The organism is Anaerolineales bacterium (genome assembly GCA_025808555.1).
Taxonomy (GTDB): Bacteria; Chloroflexota; Anaerolineae; order Anaerolineales; family UBA11579; genus JAMCZK01.
In genome coordinates this window covers 1,679,865-1,695,749 of sequence record CP075526.1, presented here as the reverse complement: position 1 = coordinate 1,695,749, position 15,885 = coordinate 1,679,865, and the positions used below count along the sequence as shown (strand labels likewise).

The following is a 15,885-nucleotide window of genomic DNA, read 5'->3' as shown; positions in this document are numbered from 1 at the left end:
AATGACAACGCTGTTCATTTCACTCATTTCTTGGGCAGTATAAGCAATTTGGATTGACACTGCCAACTGCGGCGTATACACTTTCGTTATGCCTAAACCTGCGGCGAATGCAAAAGAGCCGCTTTCCCAATCCATTGAGGATTATCTCAAGGCGATCTACGAACTGACACGGGGCGAGGGACGCGCGTCTACCAACGCGCTGGCTGAGTATCTGAACGTAGCGCCGGCCTCGGTGACGGGCATGCTGCAAAAGCTGGCCAGCACGCAACCGGCGTTGGTGGAGTACCAGAAGCACCGCGGCGTGCTGCTGACCGAGCAAGGCGAGCGCGTGGCGCTGGAAACCATTCGGCACCACCGCCTGCTGGAGCTGTTTTTGCACCAGATCCTGGGCTATGAGTGGCACGAAGTGCACGAAGAAGCTGACCGCCTGGAACATGTGATCAGCGAGCAGTTCGAGCAACGCATCGCCGAGGCGCTGGGCGACCCGCGCATTGACCCGCACGGCGACCCGATCCCACGGATGGACCTGAGCCTGCCGGAGAGCGACGAGACGCCGCTGAGCGCCCTGCGCCCGGGCCAGCGCGCCCGTGTGACGCGGGTGCGTGACAGCATGGCAGACCTGCTGCTGCACCTGAGCGAGCTGGGCGTAGTGCCAAGCGCCGAGCTGACCGTGACGGCTTTCTCTGAGTTTGACGGCAACCTGCATGTGAAGCTGCGCGGGCGCAAGGATGAGATCGTGCTGGGGCCGCGCATTACCAGCCAGGTGTATGTAGAAGTCCTGTAGCTTTCAACTAACCTATCAGCCAAACCCTAATGGCGCTAGGAATTTACCCAGGCTGGGGAGCCTGTGAACACGAGTAAAATTGCCCTGGCCTCACTATGCGCATCGCCTATTTCACTGAGACCTTTTTGCCCAAGATCGACGGCATTGTTATCACCCTGACCCATCTATTTGACTATCTAAAAGAAGAAGGGCATGACAGCCTGCTGTTCGCCCCCAGCGGATCGATCGAGCGCTATGCGGGTACGCCGGTCTCACGCCACCGCAGCATGAAGACCCCGTTCTACCCTGAGCTGCGCATCGCTACGCCGGTGGCGCGGGTGGAGAAGAAAGTGCTGGACTTCAAGCCTGACCTGATCCACCTGGTCAACCCCACCTCGCTGGGGATCGCCGGGCTGCGGGTGGCGCTGAAGCATTCCATCCCGGTGGTGGCCTCGTACCAGACAGACGTATCTGGCTTCGCGCGGCGCTGGAAGATGGGCATGGTATCTGAGCCGGTGTTCCAGTTCTACAAGTTCATTCACAACCGGGCGGATATCAACCTGGTACCTTCCAACTTTACGCGCAAACAGCTGGTAGCCAAAGGCTTCAAGCGGCTGACGGTGTGGCCGGGCGGCGTGGACCTGGAGCGCTTCTCTCCCAAGAAGCGCACGGCCAAATGGCGCAAGAAGCTGACCGGCGGTGAAGACGGCAAGGTGCTGGCGATCTTTGTCAGCCGGCTTTCACGCGAGAAGCGGGTGGACCTGTTGCTGCCGATCGCGCGGGACATTCCCGGCCTGCGCTTGGCAATCGTAGGCGACGGGCCGGACCGCAAACGGCTGGAGCGCGTATTCAAGAACACGCCCACCGTCTTCACCGGGTATCTGCGCGGCGAGAACCTGGCGCAGGCATATGCCTCCGGTGACCTGTTCGTGTTCACCGGCGCCGAGGAGACTTACGGCAACGTGGTGGTGGAAGCGATGGCATCCGGCCTGCCGGTGATCGCCCCCAACTCGGGCGGCGTGGTGGACCTGGTGGACAATGGCAAGACCGGCCTGCAATACCCCTCGGAGAGCCCGGAGCGCTTGTTCAAGGCGGTCAAGAAGCTGGCGGGCGACCCGGCCCTGTTGAAACAGATGGGCAAGGCGGGATACAAGAAGGCGCAGACGCAGAGCTGGCAAAATTCGTTCGATACCTTGTTCGCACAGTATGACAAGGCGCTGAAGCTGCCGCGGCGGGCGCCGCGGGACATGGTGGACTTTCATTTGCCGAGCATTCGCAGCAAAACGCGCGGCAAGTAGCCCTCACTATTCCCCATGCTCATCCGCACCATCTTCTTTGACCTGGACGACACTCTGTATCCCAAGGACAGCGGGGTGTGGGACGCGCTGCGCGGGCGGATCGCCCAATATATGCACGAAGTAGTTGGCATCCCTGAGGCGGAAGTGCCTGGCGTGCGCGAGTTTTACTTGAAGACGTACGGCACCTCGCTGCGCGGGCTGCAGAAGCACCACGCCATTGATGCCGAGGATTATTTGCGCTATACGCATGAGCTGCCGATCGAGGAGCTGGTGACGCCCAACCCAGGCCTGGATGCGATGCTGACCCAGCTGCCACAGGCCAAGTACATCTTCACCAATTCGGCCAGCTTTCATGCGGAGCGGGTGCTGCGGGCACTGGGCGTGGAGCGACACTTTGCCGACATTGTGGATGTGCGCGCGATGCAATTCCAGAGCAAGCCGGACCCCTTCGCCTACCAGCTAGCCTTCGAGCGCAGCGGGACGGCAGCCAGCCAGGCGCTGTTCGTGGATGACATGCCGGTGAACCTGGCGGCGGCCAAGCAGCTGGGCGCGTCTGCGGCGCTGGTGGGCAGCGGGGAGCCGGACTCGGCGGCGGATGTCAGCATTGCCCGGGTAGAGCAGCTGATCGAGGCGATGCCCGCGCTGGTAGAATTGCCGCATGGGTGAACGCGCCATCGTGATCATTTGCCTGACGCTGTTCGTGGCGGTGGGCATTTTAGCGGTACTGTATGCGGGGGCGCGGCGAGGCAGCGCCATTGGACAGATCGAGATCGCCAAAAAGATCTTCAAGGGCGCCCGCGACCCCTGGAAGCCGGAAGATGAGCGCTTGGAAGAACTGGCCCGCAAGGTGGAGGCCTTGAAGAAAGACGAGTGAATGTTTATACCGCTCTAATCCGCCCGTGATACGCTTACCCAAATTGAAAAACCTATTCGCCACCCCATCAGAACGGACCGTCCTATGAAATCAAATAAACCGCTTGTTGCCATTCTTGTGGCTTTGATTCTGATTGCCATGTGCGTTTGTGTTACCAGCGTAGCCGTATTTGGCTGGACCTTGCGGGATGACATAGCCCAGATATTGAACGACCCTCAATCTTTGCTGGAAGAGAACAAACCCACTCCGGCTGAACCGGAAGTGCAGACCCCGGTAGGCAGCAATATAGACCTGGGGCGTCTGTTCAACCCCGTCTGGGAAGTCAATGATATTCTGCACCAGGACTTTTATGACCAGCCGGTCAACGACACGGTGTATGCCCAGGGCGCACACGATGGCCTGAAGGCCAGCCTGGAAGCGCTGGAAGTTGACCTGGCCACGCTGACACCGGCGGCAGATGCCCCGCCCACCAGCCAACTGGCCGACGAGGCGAATACGCCGCCTCAGCTGTACGATGCGATGCTGCCGTTCTGGGAGACCTGGCGCCGAGTGCAGTACAGCGGCGTCGAACTGGACACCAGCTACGAGCAGCTGATGCGGGATGCCCTGCACGGCGCGGTGGCCGCCATGGGCGACCAGCACACAGGCTTCATGGACCCCGTGCAACTGTTCCAAGCCGACCTGGAGCTGCAAGGCAACTATGAAGGCATTGGCGCCTGGGTGGACACCGGCGGCGATTACGTGGTGATCATTGCGCCGATGGAAGGCTCTCCCGCGGAAGCCGCCGGCCTGCGCCCGGGTGACCAGGTGCTGGCCATTGACGGCGAAGACATGAGCAAGATCGACAGCTCGCTGGCGGTCAACCGCATTCTCGGCCCGGCCGGCACGCCGGTCACGCTGACGATCGGCCGCGAGGGCGAGGAGCCCTTCGACGTAACGATCGTGCGCAGCCGCATCATTGTGCCGAGCGTGGAAAGCGAGATGCTGGAGGGCAACATTGCCTATGTGCAGCTGTTCACCTTCGGCGCCGACTCGGGGCGCGATCTGCAGGTTGCATTGGAAGACCTGCTGGCCCAGAACCCGAGCGGCCTGATCGTCGACCTGCGTAACAACGGCGGCGGCTATCTGGACACGGCGGTCGAGATCACCTCTGAATTTTTGACGGATGGCGTGGTGCTGCTGGAAGACTACAACGACGGCTCACGCTATACGTATGAAGTGGAAGAGGGCGGCGTTGCCACCGGGATCCCCATGGTTGTGCTGGTGAACCAGGGCTCGGCTTCGGCTTCTGAGATCCTGGCCGGTGCGCTGCAGGATTATGGCCGCGCACCGCTGGTGGGTGAAACCACCTTTGGCAAGGGCTCGGTGCAGATCACGCGCATGCTCTCGGACGACCAGGGCGCCCTGCGCGTCACGATCGCCCGCTGGCTAACGCCGGATGGCCGCCAGATCCACGGCCTGGGTCTGGAACCGGATTATGTGGTGCCGCTGACCCAAGAGGATGTGGACGCCGGGCGTGACCCGCAGCTGGATGAAGCCATCCGCCTGCTGAGCGGCAACTAAGCTGACTTTAGGAGGATAGATGTTCTTTAACTCTGGTTACTTTATCTACATGCTGCCCGCCTTTCTGGCAATGATGCTGGCGCAGTGGTATGTAAATTCGGCGTACGGCCGCTGGAGCCGGGTAGCGGCGCGCAGCGGGCTGACCGGCGCCCAGGCGGCCCAGAAGCTGGCGCAGCGCGGCGGCTTGAACGTGAGCATTGAGCAAGTAGGCGGCCGCCTGAGCGACCATTACGACCCGCGCAGCAAGACCCTGCGCTTGTCGCAGGGGGTTGCGCAGAGCCCCTCGGTGGCGGCGCTGGCGATCGCGGCCCACGAACTGGGCCACGCCATGCAGGACCGCGAGGACTACGGCCCGCTGCGCCTGCGGGCGGCCCTGGTGCCGATGGTCAACATCGGCTCGTGGCTGGGCTGGATCCTGCTGATGGTCGGGTTTGCGCTCAACTTTACGGAGCTGGCCTGGCTGGGCGTGATCGTGTTCGCGGGCGGTGCGGTGTTTGCGCTGGCAACGCTGCCGGTGGAGCTCGACGCTTCAACGCGGGCACGCCGCCTGTTGGCGGACGCGGGCATCATCACCAGTCAAGAGGAGCAGGCTGGCGTGAACAACGTACTGAACGCGGCCGCGCTGACCTATGTGGCGGCGCTGTTCACCGCGGTGATGCAGCTGCTGTACTATGCCTCGTTGGTGATGGGCATGGGGCGGCGCAACAGCTAGGGTTCGCAGATTGCAAGAATAAAAAAACGCCAGCAAATGCTGGCGTTTTTTGTTGGCACGAGGCTATAGGCCGAATTCGGCGATGACTTGGGGAACCCAGGCGGCGATGCGGCCCTCGGTGAGGTCACGCTGGTTGTCATCGTCGAGGGAGAGGCCCATGAACTTGCCGTCTTCCAAGCCGAGGGACTCGTCGAAGGTGAAGCCATCAGTGGACATGAAACCGACCAGGGTGGCGCCGCGCTCGCGCACTTTGCGGCCCAGCAGACCGATGCAGTCCTGGAAGGTGGCGGGGTAGCCGCGCTGGTCGCCCTGGCCAAAGACAGCAGCCTTCTTGCCAGCGAGCTCGAGCGTGTCGAGCTCATCCCACACGTTCTTCCAGTCTTCCTGAATCTCGCCAATGTCCCAGGTGGGGATACCGAGGACGAGGTATTCGTACTGCTCCATGCCTTTTACGGATTCAGAATAGACATTGAGGAGGTTGACCTCATGCCCGGCGGCCTGCAAGAGCTTCTGAATTTGCTCTGCCGCATTTTCCGTATTGCCGGTGGAGGAACCAAAAAACAAACCTATCGTAGCCATGCTGCTCCTGTCGTGATGTGGCGGCGGTTGGGCCGCCTGAGTAACGGCGTTAGTGTAGGAGCAGTACGATGGGGAATCTAGGGTAGTGTGCGAAGTCTAAGTTCAACTGGTATCAAAAATTCATCTGACAGTTGCGCTGCTGCCGCAGCGCAGATTGGCTTGAACTTGGAATGCCCTAAAGGATTCCTCGCCTCGCTCTGCTCGGCTTCGGAATGACAGTTGCGTTTCTACTTCGCTCAGGGCGCGACACGAGGGTGCTGAGGGTGCAGTAAGACCAACCTGCCAAGCAGAATTACTTTAGCAAATCACGAAGCGCGGGCTCGAGGTCAGGGTATTTGAATTCGAAGCCGGCGGCTTGCAGCGCGGCGGGCACGGCGTTCTGGCCGTCGAGGACGACCGTGGAGACTTCGCCGAGGGCCAGCTGCATGGCGAAGCGCGGTGTGGGCAGCCAGCTGGGGCGGCGCAGCACACGCCCCAGCGTGGCGGCGAACTGGCGGTTGGGCAGCGGCTGCGGCGCGCTGATGTTGAAGACGCCGCGGGCCTTGCCGTCCTCGAGCAGGAAGGTGAGCGCGGCAATGTAGTCTTCAATGTGGATCCAGGGATAGTACTGGCGCCCGTCGCCGAACCATCCACCGGCGAACAGGCGGAAGGGCAGCACCAGCAGCGGCATCGCCCCACCCTGCATGGTGAGCGGCAGGCCGGTGCGCAGCACGATGCGGCGCACGCCGAGCGCCTCGGCGTCCTGCGTGCTGGCCTCCCATTGCTGGCAGACGCCAGCCAGGAAGTCTGCGCCCGGGCCGGTCTCCTCTGTGATGGGCTCCGGGCCGCGCGGGCCGTAGTAGCCCACGGCCGAGGCCTGCAGCAAGGTGCGCGGCTTTTTGGGCGCGGCCCGCAGGGCTGCCCGGAGGGCATCCATCACGGCCTGGCCGGCCTGGACGCGGCTGCTGAGGATGAGGGCTTTGCGTTTGGGGGTCCAGCGGGAGGGCAGGAAACCATCGCCCTTGATGCTGGCGCCGGCCAGGTTGATGATGACATCGGCGGCATCGGCGTGCGGCTGCCAGCCGGCCGCCGTACGGCCATCCCAGCCGGCAATGGTGACGGCGGCGGGCAGGCCGGTAACGGCGGCGGGCTTACGGCTGAGGATGGTGACCTGGTGGCCGGAGGCCAGCAGGTGGCGGGTGAGGCGGCGGCCTAACAGGCCGCTGCCACCGGTAATGAGGATGTTCATTTTTGAGCCTCCTTCGCTTGCAAGAGGGCGGCCTTGGCTGGTGGGGGCAGGAAGGCCAGTTCGAGGGCGTTTTGCTGGGCCTGGTGGATCTGGGCCAGGCTAAGGCCGGCCCGGGGGGCGGCCACATCGTACTCGTAGGGCAAGGTGATGGCGCTAATGCCGGGGTCGTCTGAGTTGATGGTAGCCAGGATGCCCGCTTCCAGCTGGGTCTTGAGGGGATGGGCGGCATAACTTGGCACGGTGCTGGTCTGGAGGTTGCTGGTGAGGTTGGCCTCGATGCCGATGCGATGTTCGGCCAGGTGGGCCATCAGGGCGGGGTCATCCATGGTGCGGACGCCATGGCCAATGCGGGTAGCGCCAAGCTCGCGCACAGCCTGCCAGATGCTCTCGGCGCCGGCCGCCTCGCCGGCGTGGACGGTGATATGCCAGCCGGCCTCACGGGCCAGGCGGAAATGTTCTACGAAGAGTGAGCCGGGGTAGCGCCCCTCGTCGCCAGCCAGGTCAAGGGCAACGAAGCGGTCGCGATGGGCCAGCAGGGCGTTCAATTCTTGCATGCCCTGCTCTGCCCCGAAATGGCGGCTGATAATGCCGATCAGGTTGGCCTGAACTCCGGTGTCGGCGACGCCGCGCTGCATGCCAGCGGCCACGGCGGCGCAGATCTCTGCCGGGTCGAGGCCGTGGCCGGTGGCCATGAAGGCAGGGCTGAAGCGGAGCTCTATGTAGTCTATGCCCTCGGCCTTGGCATCGAGGATGTTCTCATAGGCGATGCGCTCGACGGCATCGTAATCCACCATCACGCCAACCATCCATTTGAAGCGGGCAATGAACTCCATGATATTGGGCTGGATGTCGGCCACCTGTACGTGGGGACGCAGCGTGTCCGGGTCCCAGGCGGGCAGCGGAAGGTTGTGCTGGCGGCCGAGATCGAGGATGGTTTGCAGGCGCACGCTGCCATCCAGATGGCGGTGAAGGTCTATGAGCGGCAGGCCGGGGTGGATGTTTGACATGAAACTATTATCCCCTGAATCATGTTTAAACAAAGAAGCGGTGCATAAATGCACCGCTTCTTTGTTTTTTACGAAAGAAAACCTAGCGCTTCTTAGCGGCCTTCTTCTTCGTTGCCTTCTTGGCAGTCTTCTTGACGGCCTTCTTCTTCACAACCTTCTTGGCAACTTTCTTCTTTGCAGCCTTCTTCTTAGCAACAGCCATCTTACTTTCTCCTTCCGGATTGCACTCATGTTTAAAAACAATGAGTGATTTAGAAAAGTATATGGCGTGTGATGTCTAAAACGCGTGTAAAACTGCGTATAAAAACGTGCGAAAAATGTTTTACGCGTGCAAAAAATGTAAAAAAGCGATGTTTTGCGCAAATTTTTTGCACGCGCGCAAAAATTTTCTCTTTTTTATGCGTTGTTCAAAAAAACTTTAGCGTTAGAAGATACCAAACATTTCCTGCAGCAGCGGAAGAATTGTATTCCAGTTTGGCAAGAGCACTTGCGCGCCACCGCCGGTGACCCACGGCGTTACTGCTTCACGCGGCAGCGTGAGCGCGTGCATGCCATCAAAAACAATGGCGCGCAGGAAGACGAAAGCATAGCGCGGCCACAACCACATGGGTAGATTGGTATCAACCGCGTCTGATAATGCGATCATTGCGCCCGGAATGCGCAGCCATTCGAGAGGATTGAGCATCTTTTTGCCAATCGAAACGATGAAAAGCTGCCCATGGGCCATGCGAAAAAAGTCATCGCCAGTACGATCGCGCACGAAGGCGAGGGCCTGGGTGCCATCCAAGTGGTGCGTGCCGGCAGGATAGCCGGCGGTAGGCGCACCAAGCGTGATGTCTACGCCGCCAAGAGCATCCACCACGGCGGGAAAGCCAGCCAAGCGGATGCGCAAGTAGTGATTGACATTGACGCGGAAGTTGGTGCGGATGGTTTCGAGCGCCAGGCGCGGCCCTCCGCCAGCGCCGGCACCCTCGCCGAAGGCGTGGGCGGCGTTGATACGGTTCTCACCATAGCCGGGGATGGGCACCCATAGGTCACGCGGGATGGAGAGCATTTCAATATGGCCTGTCAGCGGGCGAGCGCTGACCAGGATCATGGTGTCGCTGCGGCCAATATCAGTGCCGTCTGGCGTGCGGTCAATGCCCATGATCAGCAGGTTATTGGGCAGCGGGGTGAGCAGGTAGGCCGCCAGGGCAACGATGATGAGCATGAGCGGGCGCACAGAAAGGCAGCCACGCCGCGGGCGTGGCTGGCGCAGTTGGCTGGCCCGGTTGGGTTCGAGGGCAGCCGGGCCGACGACATCTCGCGAGGTGATCGGCCTGGCCTCAGTGGGCTTGCGGGCTGGCTGCGCGGGGGCAGCCCGCTGCGGGCGGGTATCTGGTTGCGCCGCTTCTGGGTCTGAGCGCAGCGGGGGTTCGTAGTTTTCGTAGGGGTCTATCATGGTAAGGATGAGGGATGAAGAAGGAAGGATGAAGGAACTGCAGATATTATGCCGTGCTTAGAGTGGGTAACGGCGGTGGCGGGCTTAGTGTTGCGTTAGTGCGCTTGCAAGCGCAGCTGGATGTCAACTATGTGGCGATAGTTCAGACACCCGCGATGGCCCTTCGCTGCGCTCAGGGCGACACGGGAGTTTAGCTGGCTGGGAAGATTGCTTCGTGCGCAGGCAAGCCTGCGCCTCGCAATGACGGGATGACTGTCCGCAATGTTGGCGATTATTCATACACCACGATGGCCCTTCGCTGCGCTCAGGGCGACACGGGATCTTGGCTGCTATTTGTTTGATTTGAGATGCTGGAACAGGCCAAAGCCGAGGATGAGACCACCAAGGTTGAAAGTGAGGCCAAGCTGGGAGACAGTGATGGCATTGATGAATTCCCTTAGAGCGGCGGGCAAGCGGAAACCAAAAAGATTCATCATGGGGAAAGAGACGAACAACAATGCTGCAGCCAGGGGCAGCAACACATAGGGAGACAGCGGGCCAGGTACTCGGATGGCAAAGAGGCACAACAAACCATAGAAAAGGGCCAGCAGAACAGGACGTAAGCGCAGCAAAAACACCAGTTCATCCATACGAAAGGCCTGGGAAAGCTGGCGAGCATATGAGGCAAAGGAATAGTCTGCAAACATGCCTACAACGAGAGCGATGACGGCGAGATGGTTCTTGTTCAAAGTCATGTATCCGAAAACGGAGGCCGAGCTGGGTCTGTTACTTGAAAAACAAAAAACGCCGCACATACTGTGCGGCGTTCTTTTGTTTCTCAGAACTGTTAGCCAGCTGCTGCGGCCGGGCGGCCGGCCAGGAACGGGTCTTGCTTGCCGGTCAACTCGTCACGGAACTGCTGGGTGTACAGGTTGTAGTAGTGGCCCTTCTGGCGCATCAGTTCACTGTGGCTGCCCATCTCAGCGATCTTGCCGCCTTCGATGACCAGGATGCGGTCAGCACGCTTGATGGTAGAAAGGCGGTGGGCGATGATGAAGCTGGTGCGGTCTTTCATCATAGTCTCCATGCCCTGCTGGATCAGCGCTTCGGTGAGGGTGTCCACAGAGCTGGTGGCCTCATCCATTACGAAGAATTCAGGGTTGGCCAACACGGCGCGGGCCAGGCTGATGAGCTGCTTCTGGCCGACGGAGAGCAGGTTACCGCCCTCCCCCACCTGGCCGTTGTAGCCGCCATCCAGATCCTCGATGAAGCGGTGCGCGCCGGCCAGCTTGGCGGCTTCTTCCACCTCTGCATCGGACGCATCCAGGCGGCCGTAGCGAATATTCTCGCGAATGGTTCCCGAGAACAGGTGCGGCGTTTGCAGCACCACGCCGATGCGGGACTGGATGCCGTGCAGGGTGAAGTCCTTGTAATCCGTACCGCCGATGAGGATACGGCCCTGGGTCGGCTCAAAAAAGCGGCAGATGAGATTGACGATGGTGCTTTTGCCGCCGCCGGTGGGGCCGACCAGGGCGATGTTCTCACCCTGCTTGACATGCAGGTTGAAGTCAGACAGCACGGCTTCATCCGGCGCATCATCGTAGGCAAAGCGCACATTCTCAAAGACGATGTCGCCCTTGATGGTGCCGGGGTCTTTGGCCCCGGGCAGGTTCACCACCGTGGGCACGGCATCCACCATCGAGAAGATGCGCTCAGCCGAGGCTACGGCGTGCTGCAGCTCGGCGTAGACGCGCGCCATCTCCTGGATGGGGAAGAGCATAAAGGTCATGTACGAGATGAAGGCCTGGATACCGCCGAGGGTCATGCCGCCGAACTCGGTTTGCAAGCCGCCATACCAGATGATGCTGCCCAGCGAGACCGCGGTAATGATCTGGACGACGGGCAGGAACAGAGCTGAGAGCCAGGCGGCCCGGAAGCCGGCACGGTACATCTCGCCAGTGGTGCCGCTGAACTCCCGCAGGTTGGCGACCTCGCGGCCGAGCGACTTGACGACGCGTACGCCGGTGATGTTCTCGTTGTAGGCGCCGGTGATGCGCGAGTTGATCTTGCGCACCTCGCGATACTCCTTGATAATGCGCTTCTGGAACCAGGAGGCGACCACGACCAGCACGGGGATGCAGGCGAAGACGATCAGGGCCAGCTTCCAGTTGATGATGGCCATGAAGTACATGGCGGTGATGATGTTCATGATGCCCCAGGTGGTATCCAGCATGCCCCAGGTGACCAGCTCGGCCACCCGGTCTGAATCCGAAGTGACGCGGGAAATGATCCACCCCACCGGGGTTCGGTTGTAGTAGGAGAGCGAGAGATTCTGCAGGTGCTCGAACATGGTCTTGCGCAGGTCATAGCGCACGCGCTCGCCCAGCACGCCGGTGAGCCAGATGAAGGCGAACACGGCCACGGCCTGCACCAGCAGCAGGGCGGCATAAGGCTTCATGAGCTCGAAGACCACGCCGATGTCACGGTTGGCGACCCCTTCGTCAATAATGCGCTTATTGAGGTATGTGAAGTACGAATCCAACCCTGAGACGAGGGTGATGGCGAACAGGAAACCCAGCACCCAAGGCCAGTGGGGTTTCAACTGGCTGAGGATGCGCAGGATGGTGCGACCGTTGAACTTGGTCGAAAATTCTTCTTCTTGAAATTCGTTGTAATCTTCCATTGTTATTCCTAGCCTGTCGCAGAGGCAACTTCGCGCTGGACTTCTTCTTCGATCATGGTTTGGATGTCGAAGACCTTGCGATAGATGCCATCCTGCGCCAGCAATTCTTCATGGGTGCCCTGCTGGACGATCTTGCCGCCGTCAAAGACGAGGATCAGGTCGGCCAGCATCACGCTTTGGATGCGGTGGGCGATGAGGAAGGTGGTGCGGTTCTCCATCAAACGCTTGAGCGCGGCGCGGATCTCGGCCTCGGTCTCGGTGTCCACCGAGGAGGTGGCATCGTCAAGCACGAGGATGGCCGGGTTCTTGAGCAGGGTGCGCGCCAGGGTGACGCGCTGCTTCTGGCCGCCGGAGAGGGTGACGCCGCGCTCGCCCACCAGGGTCTCGTAGGCCTTGGGGAAGGTGTTGATGACGTCGTGCACGGCCGCGGCGCGGGCAGCTTGTTCCACATCGCTATCGGGCGTTTCGTTGGCTACGCTGTAGCGAATGTTCTCGCGAATGCTGCGTGAGAACAGGAACGGCTCCTGCAGCACGATACCGATGTTGTCACGCAGGTAGCGGCGCGGGTAGCGCTTGAGCTCGACGCCATCCAGCAGGATGCGGCCGCTGGTGTAGTCGTAAAAGCGCGGCAGCAGGCTGACCAGGCTGGTCTTGCCAGAGCCGGTGGAACCCAGCAGGGCCACGGTCTGGCCGGGCTGGACGCGGAAGCTGATGTTGCTGAGCACCGGCTGGCCGGGTTCGTACTCGAAGCCCATATCCTCGAAGACCAGCTCGCCACGCGGGCGGGACTCGGGCAGGTAGTCGCCCTCGTCGAGCGGCTCGCGGTTCTCCTTGATGATGCTGGAGACGCGGTCAAAGGACACCAGGCCCTGGCTCATCTGCACGATGACGCGGCCGAGGTTGCGGATGGGCCACAGCAGCCACACCAGCACGCTGACGTAGGCGATGTAGTCGCCCAGGCTCAGCACGCCCTGGATAGTCAGCTGGGCGCCGAGGTAGAAGCCGTACAGCATCTGGGCGCCGGTGATGATGTCGGAAACCGGCCAGAAGAAGGAGTGCCATAGCAGCAGCTTGCGGCCGAGCAGGTACTTGCTCCAGTTCTCCTTCTCGAACTTATCGATCTCGTAGCGTTGGCGGGCGAAGGCCTTGACCACACGCACGCCGCTGAGGTTCTCCTGCAGTACGGAGGAGAGCACGCCATCCTGATTCTGGAAGGCTTCGTAGGCCTTGGAGATGCGGCCGAAGAAATAGATGGACATGCCGACCGTGATGGGCACGCAGATGACCGAAAGCCAGGCCAGGCGCGAGTTGATGTAGAGCAGCAGACCGAAGTTGACCAGGAACAGGCTGATGATGCGGCCAAATTCGATGGACTCCTGGGCGATGAAGCGGCGCACAGCATCCACGTCTGAGGTGACCTTTTGGATCAGCTCACCAGTCTTGTTGCGGTCATGGTAGCTGAAGGTCAGGCGCTGCAGATGATCGTAGAGGAAGTTGCGCAGGCGCTGCACCACACGCTCACCAGTGCGGCCGGCCAGCGTGCCGCTGGCGTAGGTGAAGAGGCCCTGCACCAGCGCCAAACCCAGGAAGCCGAGCGCCACCAGCGGCACGCGCGACTGGAAGTTGGGCTGGCCGAGGACATCATCCACAAAATAGGCCAGCAGTAGGTAGACCAGCGAGCGGCAGACGGCCGAGACGGCCAGGCTGAAGGTGGCCATGGCGTAGGGGCCATAGTTGCCTTGCAGCAAGCCGAAGAAGCCTTTGAGCCGCTTCTGCGAGACGACCTTCTTGAAATCTATGTTTTCTGAATTAACTTGTGTAACCACTATCTTTTACTCCTGATGCAGTGCGCCTGGGCACGAGACACTCAAACAGCCATCCGTAAACGGATGTGCGAAAACAGGCTATCCAATTGATAGGCAAAGGGGGCGAGCCGCAACAAGAAGCCGCCTGGCGGCAGAACCTGCCAGCCAGACAAAACCAACGCTGGAAGTCTATACCAAAGGCAGGGTTTCGTCAAACCCAGCTTACGGATACAATTTTTGGCAACCTCTATGAAAATCAAATTGAGCCATTTTGCCCGCTCCACCCTGATCATTGCCGCATTCTTTGGGCTGGATAAGGTGCTGGCCTTTGCTCGCCAGCTGATCATCAACAACCAGTTTGGCCTGTCTTACGAGCTGGATGTTTTTAATGCGGCAAACAACATCCCTGACCTGCTGTCGGCCCTGATCAGCGGCGGTGCGCTGGGTGTGGCGCTGATCCCGGTGCTGTCTGAGTACCTGGAAAAGAGCGGCCGCCAGGGCGCCTGGGACCTGTTCGTGCGCATCCTGAACCTGGCGTTCATTGTGACCGCGGCGCTCTCGGTGGTGATCGCCATCCTGGCGCCATGGCTGATCGATACGCTGATCGCGCCGGGCTTCCCGGCCGAGCAGAAGCTGCTCTCAGTGGAGCTGATGCGCCTGGACCTGATCGCGATCATCATTTTCTCGATCAGCGGCCTGGCGATGGCCGGGCTGCAAGCCAACAAGCACTTCCTGCTGCCGGCGCTGGCGCCGGGGCTGTACAACATCGGGCAGATCTTTGGCGCCCTGATCCTGGCGCCCAGCAGCCCGTACAACATTGGCGGCTTCGACCTGCCCCACTTCAACATGGGCATTCATGGGCTGGTATGGGGCGTGATCCTGGGGGCGCTATTGCACTTGGCGATCCAGGTGCCCGGGCTGCTGGCCTACGGCTTCCGCTGGCGGCCGGTGCTGGGCCTGCGCACGGAGGGCGTGCGCAAGGTGATTGTGCTGATGGCACCGCGTGTGCTGACCATGCTCTTTATTCATATTTACTTTGTGGCGCGCGACAACCTGGCCTCCGGCCTGGCCGAAGGCTCGATCACAGCTCTCAATCTTGGTTGGTTCATTATGCAGGTGCCTGAGACGCTGATCGGCAGCGCCCTGGCGATCGCCCTGCTGCCGAGCGTATCGCAGCTGTTCGCGCGCGGCGACCGGCCGGGTTTCACCCAGGCGGTGAACGGCGCGGTGCGCACCATCCTGGCGCTGACCATCCCCGCAGCCCTGCTGCTGGGGATAGGCCTGCGCCCGCTGGTGGAGCGCGCCTTCCCGGTGTACTCCGCCAGCGAAGTGGACCTGATCGTGTGGATCACGCAGCTATACCTGGCCGGCCTGACCGGGCATGCTCTGCTGGAGATCGGCTCGCGCTCGTTCTACGCGCAGCAAGAGGCGCGCACGCCCATGTGGGCGGCGGGCATCAACTCGGCGCTGTTCGTGGGCTTGGCGGTGGCGCTGACCGGCCGCATGGGCGCCGGCGGCATTGCGCTGGCGGGCACGATCGCCTTTACGCTGGAAGCGATCGTGCTGTTGTGGCTGCTGGCGCGGCGCTATCCCGGCCTGGGCGAGACGCGCAGCACGCTGCTGCGCACGGCCGCCGGCAGCCTGCTGGGCGCCGGGGTGCTGTACGCAGTGATGCAGTGGGCGCCGCTGCCGGGGGTGGTCGCGGCGCTGGGCGGCATGGTGCTGGGCATGCTACTGGCGATGGCTGTGCTGTGGCCGGATCTCAAGGTGTTCGCGCAGCTGGCGAGCAGCACGGATAAGGTTGAGCCAGCGGAGACGCCGGCGGCAGGCGACGCGAGTTTATAGTTGGTGTTATAGGCACACCGCTCGCTCGCTGTGACAGAAAACTTTTTTCCCCGACAATCAGACAAGACTTTAGAGCGACCTAAAGGATTCCTCCCTCGCCCTGCTCGG

General features: G+C 61.2%; 14 protein-coding genes. 7 read left to right on the top strand and 7 right to left on the bottom strand.

Annotation, left to right across the window (positions count from 1 at the left end; genetic code table 11):
* The first annotated feature begins 88 nt into the window (after nucleotides 1-88).
* From KIT08_08475 to KIT08_08450, 6 genes are all read left to right on the top strand, one after another.
* Nucleotides 89-784, top strand: coding sequence for a metal-dependent transcriptional regulator (locus KIT08_08475; GenBank protein ID UYN89123.1), 696 nt, complete (start codon nucleotides 89-91; stop codon nucleotides 782-784).
* Between the two features lie 95 nt (nucleotides 785-879).
* Nucleotides 880-2,061, top strand: a complete 1,182-nt coding sequence (locus KIT08_08470; protein ID UYN89122.1) for a glycosyltransferase family 1 protein — start codon at nucleotides 880-882, stop codon at nucleotides 2,059-2,061.
* A gap of 15 nt (nucleotides 2,062-2,076) precedes the next feature.
* Complete coding sequence (locus KIT08_08465; protein UYN89121.1) at nucleotides 2,077-2,727, top strand: pyrimidine 5'-nucleotidase; 651 nt, start codon at nucleotides 2,077-2,079, stop codon at nucleotides 2,725-2,727.
* The gene (locus KIT08_08460; GenBank protein ID UYN89120.1) at nucleotides 2,720-2,935 is read left to right on the top strand and encodes a hypothetical protein; all 216 of its coding nucleotides are present in this window, start codon (nucleotides 2,720-2,722) and stop codon (nucleotides 2,933-2,935) included. The genes KIT08_08465 and KIT08_08460 overlap by 8 nt, the downstream gene beginning before the upstream one ends.
* An 84-nt stretch (nucleotides 2,936-3,019) precedes the next feature.
* Nucleotides 3,020-4,498 carry a S41 family peptidase gene (locus KIT08_08455; protein ID UYN89119.1) on the top strand — a complete coding sequence of 493 codons (1,479 nt, stop codon included), beginning with the start codon at nucleotides 3,020-3,022 and terminating at the stop codon, nucleotides 4,496-4,498.
* A gap of 19 nt (nucleotides 4,499-4,517) precedes the next feature.
* Complete coding sequence (locus KIT08_08450; protein UYN89118.1) at nucleotides 4,518-5,210, top strand: zinc metallopeptidase; 693 nt, start codon at nucleotides 4,518-4,520, stop codon at nucleotides 5,208-5,210.
* 63 nt (nucleotides 5,211-5,273) lie between these two features.
* Here the strand turns inward: KIT08_08450 and KIT08_08445 are convergent, their stop codons facing one another.
* The 7 genes from KIT08_08445 to KIT08_08415 form a co-directional block, all read right to left on the bottom strand.
* Nucleotides 5,274-5,789: a flavodoxin gene (locus tag KIT08_08445; protein ID UYN89117.1), complete on the bottom strand. Its 516-nt coding sequence runs from the start codon at nucleotides 5,787-5,789 to the stop codon at nucleotides 5,274-5,276.
* Between the two features lie 292 nt (nucleotides 5,790-6,081).
* A complete protein-coding gene (locus KIT08_08440; GenBank protein ID UYN89116.1) occupies nucleotides 6,082-7,017 on the bottom strand; it encodes a TIGR01777 family oxidoreductase in 936 nt (311 codons plus the stop codon).
* Nucleotides 7,014-8,024 carry an adenosine deaminase gene (gene add, locus KIT08_08435; protein ID UYN89115.1) on the bottom strand — a complete coding sequence of 337 codons (1,011 nt, stop codon included), beginning with the start codon at nucleotides 8,022-8,024 and terminating at the stop codon, nucleotides 7,014-7,016. Before add ends, KIT08_08440 begins: the two co-directional genes overlap by 4 nt.
* Nucleotides 8,025-8,448: 424 nt before the next feature.
* Nucleotides 8,449-9,465 carry an LCP family protein gene (locus tag KIT08_08430; GenBank protein UYN89114.1) on the bottom strand — a complete coding sequence of 339 codons (1,017 nt, stop codon included), beginning with the start codon at nucleotides 9,463-9,465 and terminating at the stop codon, nucleotides 8,449-8,451.
* A gap of 329 nt (nucleotides 9,466-9,794) precedes the next feature.
* Nucleotides 9,795-10,094 (bottom strand): hypothetical protein, encoded by a 300-nt coding sequence (locus tag KIT08_08425; GenBank protein UYN89113.1) that lies wholly within the window; start codon nucleotides 10,092-10,094, stop codon nucleotides 9,795-9,797.
* Nucleotides 10,095-10,291: 197 nt separating this feature from the next.
* Entirely contained in the window at nucleotides 10,292-12,127 is a 1,836-nt protein-coding gene (locus tag KIT08_08420) for an ABC transporter ATP-binding protein (GenBank protein UYN89112.1), read from the bottom strand.
* Between the two features lie 8 nt (nucleotides 12,128-12,135).
* Nucleotides 12,136-13,953 (bottom strand): ABC transporter ATP-binding protein, encoded by a 1,818-nt coding sequence (locus tag KIT08_08415; protein UYN89111.1) that lies wholly within the window; start codon nucleotides 13,951-13,953, stop codon nucleotides 12,136-12,138.
* A gap of 228 nt (nucleotides 13,954-14,181) precedes the next feature.
* Here KIT08_08415 and murJ point away from each other — a divergent pair, with 228 nt between their 5' ends.
* On the top strand, nucleotides 14,182-15,777 hold the full coding sequence (gene murJ / locus KIT08_08410; protein ID UYN89110.1) for a murein biosynthesis integral membrane protein MurJ: 1,596 nt from the start codon (nucleotides 14,182-14,184) through the stop codon (nucleotides 15,775-15,777).
* The last annotated feature ends 108 nt before the right edge of the window (nucleotides 15,778-15,885 follow it).

Bases quoted from the DNA above. Each gene is read 5' to 3' on its own strand.
- add (UYN89115.1), bottom strand. From the start codon at position 8,024: ATGTCAAACATCCACCCCGGCCTGCCGCTCATAGACCTTCACCGCCAT.
- KIT08_08460 (UYN89120.1), top strand. From the start codon at position 2,720: ATGGGTGAACGCGCCATCGTGATCATTTGCCTGACGCTGTTCGTGGCG.
- KIT08_08465 (UYN89121.1), top strand. From the start codon at position 2,077: ATGCTCATCCGCACCATCTTCTTTGACCTGGACGACACTCTGTATCCC.
- KIT08_08475 (UYN89123.1), top strand. From the start codon at position 89: ATGCCTAAACCTGCGGCGAATGCAAAAGAGCCGCTTTCCCAATCCATT.
- KIT08_08445 (UYN89117.1), bottom strand. From the start codon at position 5,789: ATGGCTACGATAGGTTTGTTTTTTGGTTCCTCCACCGGCAATACGGAA.
- KIT08_08450 (UYN89118.1), top strand. From the start codon at position 4,518: ATGTTCTTTAACTCTGGTTACTTTATCTACATGCTGCCCGCCTTTCTG.
- KIT08_08430 (UYN89114.1), bottom strand. From the start codon at position 9,465: ATGATAGACCCCTACGAAAACTACGAACCCCCGCTGCGCTCAGACCCA.
- KIT08_08420 (UYN89112.1), bottom strand. From the start codon at position 12,127: ATGGAAGATTACAACGAATTTCAAGAAGAAGAATTTTCGACCAAGTTC.
- KIT08_08470 (UYN89122.1), top strand. From the start codon at position 880: ATGCGCATCGCCTATTTCACTGAGACCTTTTTGCCCAAGATCGACGGC.
- KIT08_08455 (UYN89119.1), top strand. From the start codon at position 3,020: ATGAAATCAAATAAACCGCTTGTTGCCATTCTTGTGGCTTTGATTCTG.
- KIT08_08440 (UYN89116.1), bottom strand. From the start codon at position 7,017: ATGAACATCCTCATTACCGGTGGCAGCGGCCTGTTAGGCCGCCGCCTC.
- KIT08_08425 (UYN89113.1), bottom strand. From the start codon at position 10,094: ATGGATGAACTGGTGTTTTTGCTGCGCTTACGTCCTGTTCTGCTGGCC.
- murJ (UYN89110.1), top strand. From the start codon at position 14,182: ATGAAAATCAAATTGAGCCATTTTGCCCGCTCCACCCTGATCATTGCC.